General features: G+C 64.0%; 10 protein-coding genes. 8 read left to right on the forward strand and 2 right to left on the reverse strand.

The genetic code is table 11. The annotated features are described in order from the left end of the window. Window positions 1-163 precede the first annotated feature (163 nt). From ACTIIH_RS09125 to ACTIIH_RS09150, 6 genes are all read left to right on the forward strand, one after another. Window positions 164-589 (forward strand): hypothetical protein, encoded by a 426-nt coding sequence (locus ACTIIH_RS09125; protein ID WP_441451510.1) that lies wholly within the window; start codon window positions 164-166, stop codon window positions 587-589. A 212-nt stretch (window positions 590-801) separates the two neighbouring features. Continuing rightward, window positions 802-2,178 (forward strand): trigger factor, encoded by a 1,377-nt coding sequence (gene tig, locus ACTIIH_RS09130; protein ID WP_441451511.1) that lies wholly within the window; start codon window positions 802-804, stop codon window positions 2,176-2,178. Between the two features lie 204 nt (window positions 2,179-2,382). Beyond that, window positions 2,383-2,979: an ATP-dependent Clp protease proteolytic subunit gene (locus ACTIIH_RS09135; RefSeq protein ID WP_101545567.1), complete on the forward strand. Its 597-nt coding sequence runs from the start codon at window positions 2,383-2,385 to the stop codon at window positions 2,977-2,979. A 26-nt stretch (window positions 2,980-3,005) separates the two neighbouring features. Continuing rightward, window positions 3,006-3,650: an ATP-dependent Clp protease proteolytic subunit gene (locus ACTIIH_RS09140; protein ID WP_169252137.1), complete on the forward strand. Its 645-nt coding sequence runs from the start codon at window positions 3,006-3,008 to the stop codon at window positions 3,648-3,650. A gap of 196 nt (window positions 3,651-3,846) precedes the next feature. Beyond that, window positions 3,847-5,130, forward strand: a complete 1,284-nt coding sequence (gene clpX, locus ACTIIH_RS09145; RefSeq protein ID WP_441451512.1) for an ATP-dependent Clp protease ATP-binding subunit ClpX — start codon at window positions 3,847-3,849, stop codon at window positions 5,128-5,130. Window positions 5,131-5,142: 12 nt separating this feature from the next. Then, window positions 5,143-6,429: an MFS transporter gene (locus tag ACTIIH_RS09150; RefSeq protein WP_441451513.1), complete on the forward strand. Its 1,287-nt coding sequence runs from the start codon at window positions 5,143-5,145 to the stop codon at window positions 6,427-6,429. 274 nt (window positions 6,430-6,703) lie between these two features. On the opposite strand, the gene ACTIIH_RS09155 is transcribed toward ACTIIH_RS09150, so the two are convergent. Both ACTIIH_RS09155 and valS read right to left on the reverse strand, forming a co-directional pair. Further along, window positions 6,704-7,396: an AIM24 family protein gene (locus ACTIIH_RS09155; RefSeq protein ID WP_441451514.1), complete on the reverse strand. Its 693-nt coding sequence runs from the start codon at window positions 7,394-7,396 to the stop codon at window positions 6,704-6,706. A 228-nt stretch (window positions 7,397-7,624) separates the two neighbouring features. Beyond that, window positions 7,625-10,270: a valine--tRNA ligase gene (gene valS / locus ACTIIH_RS09160; RefSeq protein ID WP_441451515.1), complete on the reverse strand. Its 2,646-nt coding sequence runs from the start codon at window positions 10,268-10,270 to the stop codon at window positions 7,625-7,627. Between the two features lie 186 nt (window positions 10,271-10,456). On the opposite strand from valS, the gene ACTIIH_RS09165 reads away from it, so the two are divergent. Together ACTIIH_RS09165 and ACTIIH_RS09170 are read left to right on the forward strand one after the other, a co-directional pair. Then, entirely contained in the window at window positions 10,457-11,632 is a 1,176-nt protein-coding gene (locus ACTIIH_RS09165; RefSeq protein ID WP_441451516.1) for an acyltransferase, read from the forward strand. 93 nt (window positions 11,633-11,725) lie between these two features. Then, the gene (locus ACTIIH_RS09170; protein ID WP_441451517.1) at window positions 11,726-12,481 is read left to right on the forward strand and encodes an SDR family oxidoreductase; all 756 of its coding nucleotides are present in this window, start codon (window positions 11,726-11,728) and stop codon (window positions 12,479-12,481) included. Window positions 12,482-12,728: the final 247 nt, after the last annotated feature.

The following is a 12,728-nucleotide window of genomic DNA, read 5'->3' on the forward strand; positions in this document are numbered from 1 at the left end:
CGAGCTCAAATTCGAGTGAGCCCCCGGACATCAAGCAGATCGGTGGATCAAGGCTAAGGTTGATGGGGATCTGTGGAGCCGCCTCGGTGGGGGAGAGGACGATGTCCGGCGCGTTGTCGATGACTATCGAGCGACCTTCACCCGAACCTTCGGTGCCAATGGGATGCAGCGGTACCCCACCTCGGGCGGATCCGATTCGGCCATCGCCTACCTGCCCGCCGCCGGACTCGTGCCGAATGCGGCGGACGGGATCTACGCGCTCGAACCCGAGCTTCTCGCCGGAGCCTGGGACCGACTCGAACAGCCGGCCGGAGGGATCAAGCCCGGACACGGCTGGATCATCGACCGGTCCAGCTGGACGCCGTCGACGTCGCTCATGGGGCTCGGCTTCGCGCGCCTCGGGTTCAGCGAGCGAGCCGAATCGATTCTCGACTGGCTGGCAGAACACCGCACGAGCGCAGGGTCTCTGCCGGAGAAGATCAGCGGAGACGGCGATCCGGTCTCCGTGGCGCCGCTGTCGTGGACGGCGGCCAACGTCATCATCACCCTCGACGAACTCTACGGGCGCCGAGGTGGAACGAGCTCATGAAATCACCCCGGTTTCGCGTATCGGGTGGGGTTTCGCGTAACATAGGGGATTGCGTCTTGCGGACGTGCGCGAACTATTCGTGGACTTTCGCTCCCTCTAAGGTCACGAGATGACCGATCAGGCTGTGAGATGGCCGCCAGCGGTCACGAACCCGGATGATCAGGTCGGAGATGACCGAAAATGCATGACTGTCGAATTTGAAAGGTCACACTGTGAAGAGCTCCGTCGAGCAACTCGACCCCACCCGGGTCAAGATCAGCGTGGAAGTCCCATACGCCGAACTCAAACCGAGCGTCGACGAGGCATACAAGACCATCGGGGCCCAGGTCACCGTCCCCGGGTTCCGTAAGGGCAAGGTCCCCGCGCGCATCATCGATCAGCGCATCGGCCGTCCTGCTGTGATCCAGGAAGCCATCAACAACGGACTTGACGACTTCTACCGCAACGCGGTCGAAGAGCATGACCTCAAGCCGATGGGCCAGCCCGAGGTCGAGATCTCCGAGGTTCCCGGTCTCGACGGAACCGAAGACGGCGAACTGAGCTTCACCGTCGAGGTCGATGTGCGGCCCGAGGTCGAACTGCCTGCCTACGACACGATCAACATCGAAGTCGATCCCATCGAGGTCACCGACGCCGATGTGGACGAAGAGCTGGAGCAGCTGCGCACCCGCTTCGGAACCCTCGTCGCCGTGGACCGCCCCGCGGCCAAGGACGACTTCGTCACCCTCGACCTCGTCGCTACTGTCGGCGACGAAGAGATCGACACCGCCTCCGACATCTCCTACCAGGTCGGTGCCGGAACGATGCTCGAAGGCATGGACGAAGCGCTCGACGGCCTCTCCGCCGGAGAGACCACGACCTTCGAGACCACCTTCGCAGGCGGCGAGCACGCCGGCGAACAGGGCACTGTGAAGATCACCCTGGGCGCTGTGAAAGAACGTGAACTGCCCGAGGCCGACGACGACTTCGCTCAGCTGGCCAGCGAGTTCGACACGATCGACGAACTGCGGGAGGACCTGCGTGTCCAGGCCGGCAAAGCCAAGGAGACCGAGCAGGGCGTCCAGGCACGGGACAAGGTCCTCGAACATCTCATCGAGACCCTCGACGTCCCGGTCCCGGCCAAGATCGTCACCGACGAGGTCGAGCGTCACCTCGAGTCCGAGAACCGTTCGGACGACGATGAGCACCGCAAGGAGGTCACCGAGGAGACCGAGCGCAACCTGCGCACGCAGTTCATCCTCGATGCGGTCTCCGAAGCCGAGAACGTCGAGGTCAGCCAGCCAGAACTCATCGAGTACCTGATCTCCGCTTCGCAGCAGTACGGAATGAACCCCAACGAGTTCGCCCAGATGCTCGACAGCTCCGGCCAGGTCAATGCGCTGGTCGGCGAGGTCTCGCGCCGCAAGGCCCTGGCCGCCGTCCTCGCCGGTGCCACGGTCAAGGACACCGCCGGAAACGTCGTCGACATGGAGGCCTTCACCTCCGCCGGTGACGACGTCGAGGAAGCCGGCGCCGAGGATGCCGACTCGACCGCGCAGAGCGCGGAAGCTGACGCCGAAGCACCTGCAGAGGCCGCCGAAGAGAACTGAGGGTCAGCCGCCTCGGCGGTGGAATCCTGATGAGACGGTGGGTACGGATCGTGATCCGTATCCACCGTCTTCGCATCTGCGCAGGTCCCGATCACGCTGAGGGCGAACACAGGCCTCGCCGCGGACTAAAACCCGGGGGAGAGCGGTTAGAGTCCATAACAAGCCATCCACAGAACACAGGAGTGAAACGTGAGCGCATACGACATGACAGCTCCCGTCGGCCTCGACGCCGGTGGGGGAATGGGTCTGGACGACCACATCTTCAATCGTCTTCTCAAAGAGCGCATCATCTGGCTCGGTTCGGAAGTGCGTGACGACAACGCGAACGCCATCTGCGCGCAGATGATGCTGCTGGCTGCCGAAGATCCCGAAGCGGACATCTCGCTCTACATCAACTCGCCCGGCGGCTCCGTCACCGCCGGAATGGCCATCTACGACACGATGCAGTACATCAAGCCCGATGTCTCCACCGTGGCCATGGGAATGGCCGCCTCGATGGGACAGTTCCTGCTCTCCTCGGGCACCCCGGGCAAGCGCTACGCCACCCCGCACGCCCGCATCCTCATGCACCAGCCGCTGGGCGGCATCGGGGGAACCGCCACGGACATCAAGATCCAGGCCGAACTGATCCTGCACATGAAGAAGCAGATGGCCGAACTGACTGCTCAGCAGACCGGGAAGTCGCTCGAGCAGATCCTCCAGGACAACGACCGCGACCACTGGTTCACCGCCGAAGAGGCGCTCGAATACGGATTCATCGACAAGATGGTCACCCGCGCGTCCGACGTCGAGAACAACTGAGCAGGAGTGAGGGAAGAATGAATTCAATGAACTTTATGCCGGGTTCGACGGCGTCGAACATGCCGCAGTCGCGTTATGTCATGCCGCAGTTCGAAGAGCGCACACCCTATGGCTTCAAGCGCCAGGATCCCTACACGAAGCTCTTCGACGATCGTGTGGTGTTCCTGGGCGCCCAGGTCGATGACACGTCCGCCGACGATGTCATGGCCCAGCTGTTGGTGCTCGAATCGCAGGATCCGGACCGCGACATCACTCTCTACATCAACTCGCCCGGCGGTTCGTTCACCGCGATGACGGCCATCTACGACACGATGCAGTACGTCAAACCCGAGATCCAGACCGTCTGCCTCGGTCAGGCCGCGTCCGCAGCCGCCGTGCTGCTGGCCGCAGGTACTCCTGGTAAGCGACTCGCACTGCCGAATGCGCGTGTGCTCATCCACCAGCCCGCGATGCAGGGCCAGGGGCAGGGGCAGGCCTCCGACCTCGAGATCCAGGCCGCGGAGGTGCTGCGGATGCGCGAATGGCTGGAGGCAACTCTGGCCAAGCACTCGAACAAGGAGGCCACGCAGATCTCGAACGACATCGAACGCGACCTCTTCCTCACGGCCGCTCAGGCCAAGGACTACGGTCTCGTCGATCAGGTGCTCTCTTCGCGCAAGGACGCGAACTGATCACCGCTGTCAGCGCTGATCAGCGCTGAGAACGGGTCCGTGCGATTGCGATCGTGCGGACCCGTTCCCGGTTCTGCCCGCCGACACACCGAGACGTGGCTGGGGGCTCGTGTCCGCCACGTATGGGAAGCTATTGAGGTACAGGAAACACGAGCGGTAGAGTTGGGACCAAGCGTCCTGGCGAAAGGTTGTGACAGTGGCTCGCAGTGCGGACGGAGCAGACCTGCTCAAATGCAACTTCTGTGGGAAGTCTCAGAAGCAGGTTCGAAAACTCATCGCCGGACCTGGTGTTTACATCTGCGATGAATGCATCGGATTGTGCAATGAGATCATCGAAGAGGAACTCAGCGAATCCAGTCCGGAGCAGGCCGAGCTCGAACTGCCCAAACCCCGCGAGATCTTCGACTTCCTCCAGGAATACGTGGTCGGTCAGGAACCGGCGAAGAAGGCCTTGTCAGTAGCCGTCTACAACCACTACAAGCGCATCCGATCGCTGCAGTCGGGTGACGAGAAGACCCTCGGCTCCGGCGACTCCGAGGTTGAGATCGCGAAGTCGAACATTCTGCTCGTCGGACCCACCGGTTCGGGAAAGACCTACCTCGCGCAGTCGCTGGCCAAACGCCTCAACGTCCCCTTCGCGGTCGCCGACGCCACCGCGCTGACCGAGGCCGGCTACGTCGGCGAAGACGTTGAGAACATCCTGCTCAAGCTCATCCAGGCCGCGGACTTCGACATCCAGCGCGCCGAGCACGGCATCATCTACATCGACGAGATCGATAAGATCGCCCGCAAGTCGGAGAATCCGTCGATCACCCGTGATGTGTCCGGCGAGGGCGTGCAGCAGGCGCTGCTGAAGATCCTCGAAGGCACCCAGGCGTCGGTTCCGCCGCAGGGCGGACGCAAGCACCCGCATCAGGACTTCCTGCAGATCGACACCACCAACGTGCTCTTCATCGTCGCGGGCGCGTTCGCCGGAATGGAAGAGATCGTGGCCGGCCGCAAGGGCAAGCACGGGATCGGCTTCGGTGCCCTTCTGCAGTCGAAGAACGACGAAGAGGACCTCTACGCGGACATCCTCCCGGAGGATCTGCTCAAGTTCGGCCTCATCCCCGAATTCATCGGTCGCCTCCCGGTGCTGGCCACCGTGTCGAACCTCGACCGTGCCGCGCTGATGTCTATTCTCACTGAGCCGAAGAACGCGCTGGTCAAGCAGTATCAGCGGATGTTCGAGTTCGACAACGTGTCCCTGACCTTCGAGACCGAGGCGCTCGAGGCCATCGCCGACCTCGCTCTTCTGCGCGGTACCGGCGCGCGCGGACTGCGCTCCATCATGGAGGAGGTCCTGCAGCCGGTCATGTTCGATGTGCCCTCACGCGAGGACATCGCCGAGGTGGTCGTGACCAAGGACGTCGTCGAATCGAACGTCGCCCCGACCCTCGTGCCGAAGTCACGGAACAGGACGAATAAGAAGTCTGCCTGAGTCTCACAACGCATGAGACTCCTGGCTGACACGCGCCCGCTGCGGTACGCGTCCTTTCGACGGCTGTGGTCGGCCAATATCGTCACCGTCGTCGGTGCGCAGATGACGGTGGTGGCGATTCCCGCGCAGATCTTCCATATCACCGGATCGTCCGGCTACGTCGGGCTCGCCGGTGCGTTCGGTCTGGTGCCGCTCATCGTCTTCGGGCTATGGGGCGGGTCCCTGGCCGATGTCATCGACCGTCGCAGGCTGCTCGTCATCTCGACCGTCGGGCTGATCGTCACGAGCGCGATACTCGCACTCATCGCGGTGCTCAGCGTCGACAACGTCTGGCTGCTGCTGTCGGTGTTTTCCATGCAGCAGGCATTCTTCGCACTCAACCAGCCGGCGAGGGGTGCCCTGCTGCCCTCGATCATCCCGCTCGATCTGCTGCCGGCGGCGAATTCTCTGAATATGACCGTGATAACTGTGGGCGCCGTCGTCGGCCCTGTCGTCGGCGGAGCGCTGATTCCGCTGTTCGGGTACCAGCTGCTCTACGTCATCGATGCCGTGTTCCTCTTCGCCACGCTCTATGCGGTGGTCCGGCTGCCGTCGCTGCTGCCGCAGAAGCAGCCCGATACACGGTCGGGACTCAAAGGAATCGTCGATGGATTCCGGTACCTGCGGACGAACACCGTCGTCATGGTCTCTCTGCTGGTCGACATCATTGCGATGGTCTTCGGAATGCCGCGGGCACTGTTTCCGCAGATCGCGGCCGAGACCTTCGACGGCCCACCCGAAGGCGGCATCGTGTTCTCGCTGCTCTTCGCCGCTCTGGCCGGCGGCAGCGCCTTGGCCGGGATCTTCTCCGGATGGGTCTCACGCGTGCAGCGTCAGGGGCTCGCCGTCATCGTCGCCATCGTCGTCTGGGGCGCGGCCATGACGGTCTTCGGGATGTCGCTTGAGCTGGCGGCGGGGTTCTGGCTGACCGCGCTCGTCGTCGCATTGGCTGCGATGGCGGTCGGCGGAGGAGCCGATATCGTCTCCGGTGCTTTTCGGCAGACGATGCTCCAGGAGGCCGCCACCGATGCGATGCGCGGTCGGATGCAGGGAGTGTTCATCGTCGTCGTCGCCGGCGGACCTCGCATTGCTGACGTCCTCCACGGCTCCGTCGCGGCCGTCACCGACACCACGGTCGCCTCGGCGGGCGGCGGCATTGCCGTCATCGTCCTCGTGCTCGTCTGTGCGGTGGCCTTTCCGACATTCCGGGAATACCGGGTCGAACGCAGCGGCCGCGAACACACTGTCCCCACCGCCTGATCTTCTGTCGTGATGTCCAGGCGGGAGCACATCTGCCACAGCAACACCCATCGCTGCTCTCACGCCACACTGACAGCGGTAAAACCTCCCGATGCTGCCCTCACCCGTCCTGCCAAAACACCCTGTTGCTCCAGTGTGTTGAGTGACGACGGGTGAGGGGTGCCCGATGCGGCCACATGAGCAGCTGCCCGGGAGAGACGACGACACCCCCGACCCGCTGCCGAAGCAGCAGGTCGAGGATGCGTGGTCAGGCAGCGGGCGGCCGCCTGGCGTGTCAGCTGGTGGCAGCCGAGTAGACGGCGTTCTCCGCGGGCTGGACGACGACGAAGCCGGGACCGTGGAAGGCCAGCTGCACGGACTCACCGGAACCGCGACCGAAGAAGGTGCCGACGCTGACGTCGGTCTTGATCTGCGGGGCCAGTGCCGAGGACCAGCACACAGCGGCTTGCGGGTCGACGAAGGTCGGCTGCTGCGAGCAGTCGAGGACCATGGGCTCGCCCTTGCAGCAGATGGCGGCTGTACCCTGGCCTGCAAGTTCGAGGTTGAACAGACCGGACCCGCTGACCATGGCACCGACTCCGCCCTTGATGCGCTTGATCTCCCAACTGAGAGCGTCGTCGAAGGCGAGCAGATTAGCGGTGTTGACGGTCAGCGCGTCCTGTGGTCCTTCGAGCGCCATCATGAAGATGTTCGACGCCTCCCGGGCGAAGAACACTTCACCGTGTCCCTCGACGCGCATGACATTGCCGCCCTCCCCGGTGGCCGCCTTCTTCATGAACTGGCCGACCGAATTCGACCCCTGGTGGGTGAAGTGGACATCTCCCTGGTAGGCGACCATGGCGCCTTTGGTGGCGATCATCGGAGCGTTCGGCGTGACCACCGAACGCAGCATTTTGTTCGACTGGAGCGTCCACCGCTGCTGGTTCTGGATCTCGGCGTTGCGCTTGGAAAACAGTTCGCTTCTCACGGTTCTGGGAGCCTTTCGTTCAAGGAGGACTGCGGTGGTGCTTCGGTGGTCGAGAACCATATTACGGGCAGAGCCCGCTGGACTCCTTCCGTTCGTGTGCCCGTTCCGGAACATGCGACTAGCCCCACGGCTCCCGCGCCTCCGCAGAGGCGGAGCAGCGGGAGCCGTGGGGCTCTGAACGATGCGACCGGGACTCAGACCGGCTCGGAGCTCCGGTTCGTTCTCAGCTCAGTTCTGTTCGACGAAACTGATCGCGGCGATGGCGATCTCCTCGCCGGCTTCCTCAGTTGTCAGCGACTTGATGCGGCCCGCGGCCCTGAGGTCGCCTTCTGCCGACTTGATCGCGGAGACGACGGTGGCCGGTGCCTGGATGGTCACCGAGGCGACCTCGGTCTTCTGTGAGACCTTGGCCTCGGTCTTCGTGCGGCGGATCTCGGTCAGTGCCGCAGCCACCGCAGCCAGGAGCTCGGGCTCGACGGTCGAGCCGGGGTGGCTCAGAGCCTCATCGGCCGGCCACTGTGCACGGTGGACCGAACCGGTGCGCCACCAGGACCAGACCTCTTCGGTGACGAACGGTGTGAACGGTGCGAAGAGACGCAGCAGCACGTCCAGGGCCGTAGCCAGGGTGACATGGGCGGACATCTGATCGTCGGACCCGACAGAACCGTAGGAGCGATCCTTGACGAGTTCGACGTAGTCGTCGGTGAACTCCCAGAAGAAGCTCTCGGTCACACGCAGAGCGTGAGAGTAGTCGTAGGCAGCCATATGCGTTCCCGCCTGTGCGACGACGTCGGCCAGCTTCGCCAGCAGGGCCCGATCGAGGTCGTGGGTGACGGCCCCGAGCTGACCGATGAGACCGGCGTGCACGCCCTGAGCCAGAGCGAACTTCGACGCATTCAGCAGCTTCATGGCCAGTCGGCGTCCGATCTGCATCTGCGTGACGTCATAGGCGGTATCAGCGCCGAGCTTCGCACTGGCGGCCCAGTAGCGCACGGCGTCAGGACCGAAGCCGGGCTTCGCCTCGCCGAGGATGTCGGAGGGCACGACCACATTGCCCTTCGACTTCGACATCTTCTTCCGGTCCGGATCGAGGATCCAGCCCGAGAGACCGGCATGTCTCCACGGTGCCGCATCATTGAGCGAGTTCGCCCGGACGACGGTCGAGAACAGCCACGTGCGGATGATGTCGTGGCCCTGTGGGCGCAGGTCGAACGGGAAGACCTTGTCGAAGAATTCCTCGTCCCGCGACCAGCCGCCGAGCAGCTGCGGGGTCAGCGATGACGTCGCCCAGGTGTCGAGCACGTCCGGATCGGCGGTGAACCCGCCGGGCACATCGCGTTGGTCTTCCGTGAACCCGGCAGGAGCCTCGGCGATGGGGTCGCAGGGCAGCGATTCCGGAACGATCGGGTTCTCGTAGTCGGGCTGGCCGTCGGCATCGAGTCGGTACCACAGGGGGATCGGGACGCCGAAGAAGCGCTGCCGGGAGACCAGCCAATCGCCGTTGAGGTTCTCCACCCAGTTCTCGTAGCGGGAGCGCATATACGGCGGGTGCCATTCGATCTCGCGGCCGCGGGCGATGAGCGCATCCCGCAACTCGGCCGAACGGCCGCCGTTGCGGATGTACCACTGACGGCTGGTGACGACCTCGAGCGGCTTGTCGCCCTTCTCATAGAACGGGACCGGATGAGTGATCGGCTCGATCTCACCGATGAGATCACCGGCGTCGACGAGCATCTGCGCAATGTCCTTGCGCGCAGAGAACGTCGTCTTTCCTGCCAGTGCCTCATAGTTGGCCACAGCGTCGGGCTTCGGCGAGCTCGCAATCCATTCGGGCACCTCGAGGTTGAGGCGGCCGCCGCGGTTGATCACCGCGCAGGTCGGCAGATCGAGCTCTCGCCACCAGGTCACGTCGGTGAGGTCGCCGAAGGTGCAGACCATGGCGATGCCGGTGCCCTTATCGGACTTCGCGAGCTCATGGGCGCGGATCTCGACGCTGACGCCGAAGAGCGGTGAGACGACATTCGTGCCGAACAGCGAGGCATAGCGTTCGTCGTCGGGGTGGGCGACGAGCGCCACGACAGCGGGAATGAGCTCAGGGCGGGAAGTGAGGATGATGATCGGCTCCGCCGTGGTGTCGGCCAGGCCGTCGGCGCCTTCGGGGAAGAACTTCACCTTGTGATAAGCGCCCTCGCGTTCACGATCTTCGAGTTCGGCCTGTGCGACAGCGGTTCCGAAGGTCACGTCCCACATGGTCGGGGCGTCCTGCGAATAGGCATGGCCGTTCTGCAGGTCGGTGAGGAATGCCCGCTGGCTCACCGCACGAGAATCGTCATCGATAGTGCGGTACGTGTACTTCCAATCCACCGACAGTCCGGTGGAGCGGAAGAGGTCCTCGAACACCTTCTCATCCTCGGCCGAGAGCTTCTCGCACAGCTCGATGAAGTTCTGGCGAGAGACCTTGACGAAGTCGCGCGAATTCTTCGGTGCCTTCTCCGGCGGTTGGAAGTCCGGGTCGTAGTGCCGGCTGGGATCGCAGGTGACACCGTAGTAGTTCTGCACCCGTCGTTCGGTGGGCAGGCCGTTGTCATCCCATCCCAGCGGGTAGAACACGTTCTTGCCGGTCATCCGCTGATAGCGGGCGATGATGTCGGTCTGGGTGTAGGAGAACACGTGTCCCACATGCAGCGACCCCGAGGCGGTCGGCGGAGGAGTGTCGATCGAGTAGACCTGCTCGCGATCGGTGTCGACGTCGAAGGCGTAGACGTTCTGCTCGCTCCACGCGGCGTCCCATTTGTCCCGCAGGCCCTCGAGGGCCGGTTTGTCAGGCAGGTTCACTGACTCGTGCGTCGAGTCCGAAAAGGCAGGTGTGTTCATAGTTGCTGATTTTCTCACCCGGTCCGCGATCGGCCAAACCGGTTCGCGCCTCAGCCGGGCGAAGCCTCACCGGAGCACAAGCGCTGCACTCGCGGCTCAGCCGAGCCTCGGCCGGCGGCCTGGGAGAGCTCACACCCTGAAAGTGAAGTGAGTCGGCTGCGCTGCGGGCAATGACATGATGGACGCATGGCGCCCCTGGACCGAATTCCGACAGAGAATCCGCCGCCCACGTCGACCGCGTGGATGAATCCGGCACGTTCTATCGCGATCATCGCCGTCGTGGCCATCCATTCCCTGGGCACCGTCGTCGAAGAGAACTTCGCAGGAATGGGGCCCGACTGGTGGCTGGCCAACACCATCGACTCCGCCTGCCGGTGGTCGGTGCCGGTGTTCATCATGATCTCCGGCGCGCTGGCCCTCGATCCTGACCGGGGCGCCAAACCGCGGAAATTCCTGTCCAAACGGGTCCGGCGGATCGGCATCCCCCTCGTGTTCTGGACAGTCGTGTACGTTCTGTTCCGCCGCTACTACCTGCAGCCCGACGATGAAACGTGGAATCCGGGCATCGCGATCCTCACCGGTTCACCCTTCGTCCAGCTCTATTTCCTCTACGTCCTCGCCGGACTGACCCTGCTCACCCCGTTCTTCCGCCTCCTGAGCGTGCACGGCTCCCGCCGTCTGCAGTGGGGGACCGGGCTGATCTTCCTCGGCATCGGCATGACCGACCAGTGGGTGTCGATGATCTTCGACGTCGGCGAAGCCAATATCGCGACTCGGTTCCTGCCGATGGCCGGTTTCTACATCCTCGGGTGGGTGCTGCGCGATATCGTCCTCTCCGCCATGGGTGCCATCGTGGCCTGGGCGAGCTTCACCATCGCGGCCGCCGGAACCGCCGTCTGGGCCGGTCTGGGACCGGGGGAGAAGCCGTGGATGTTCCCCTACGAATATCTCGCCCCCGGAGTCGTCATCGCCTCCATCGCTGCGTATCTCCTTCTGCATTTCCATATGCGCACTGGATTCGGACCGCTGCACCGGTTCTACCCGTATTCCTTCGGAGTGTTCCTCCTCCATCCGCTCCTGCTCTACCCGGTGCGCAACGCCATGGGCCTGCCGGACACCGTGCCCGGCGTCGTCCTCCACGCCGTGATCATGCCGATCGCCTACGCGCTCGTCTGCGCCGCAATCACCTGGCTGGCCGTGAAGATCCCAGGTCTGCGCGCCGTCTTCGGCGAAGGCGGGCCGCGCAATCCGCACCCCCGACCGAGCACGCCGAAGACCCCAGTCTCACCCGACTCGCCCGATCCTGCCCGGAGACGACCTGCCGACAGCGATCTCGGCTCAGACGACACCGCTGCCGGCTGAGAGCCGACTCCGTAGACTGAGTTCCGGACAGGAGATCCCGCGACCGGAATCCCGACTCAAACCCGCCGACAGACCCGACAGAGGAGAACTCAGATGGAAACGCTCAGAGCAGTCGTCACAGGAGCCAGTTCCGGAATCGGTGCCGCCGCGGTCAGACAGCTGCGAGATCGGGGCTGGGAGGTCGTGGCGGTAGCCCGCCGTGAAGACAAGCTCAAGGCCCTCGCCGAGGAGACCGGAGCCGACTACATCGTCGCCGACCTCACCGATGACGCCGCCGTGGCGTCCATGGCCGAGCAGGTGCTCGCCGGGGGAGTCGTCCACTCCCTCGTGGCCAATGCCGGGGCCGCCTTCGGAACAGACACCGTCGCCGAGGCATCGGTCGACGGGTGGCGCGACATGTTCGATATCAACGTCCTCGGTGTGCTGCGCGTGGTCAAGGCCCTGCTTCCGGCTCTCATCGACTCCGGCCGCGGAGACATCGTGGTCATGTCCTCGACCGCGGGTCATCAGGCCTACGAAGGAGGCGCAGGCTATGTCGCTGCGAAGCACGGCACCCACTCCATTGCGGCGACCCTGCGACTCGAACTTGCCGGCGAACCCGTGCGCGTCATCGAGATCGCCCCCGGAATGGTCGCCACCGATGAGTTCACCTACAAACGCGTCGGCGGTGACGAAGCGAAGGCCGCGAAGGTCTACGAAGGAGTCGAGAATCCGCTGACCGCGGACGACGTCGCCGATGCCATCGTGTATACACTCACCCGGCCTCACCACTTCAACGTCGATCTCATGGTCATCAGGCCCATCGCCCAGGCCGCCCAGCACAAGGTCGCCCGCAATCGGGGACTGTGACCGCTCACGGCTTCTGCCCGCGGCCGCCTCGAGGATGAACTTCGGCAGTGGCCCGCCGGGTGGTCTCGGGCGGCGTCGACGGTATACGATTGTCTTGCGTCGATCCGGCCATCACCGGGGAGCATCCGGAAGAACGGAATCAGTGTCCTGATCGCTGCGTTCTCAGTAGACCCGGACGGGTGGACCCGTCATCGTCTTAGTCAATGAGCGATCCTCAGACTGACCTCAACGGCCAGACCTGCGGATA

This window comes from Brevibacterium sp., from assembly GCF_052105255.1.
In the GTDB taxonomy this organism is placed as follows: Bacteria; Actinomycetota; Actinomycetes; order Actinomycetales; family Brevibacteriaceae; genus Brevibacterium; species Brevibacterium linens_B.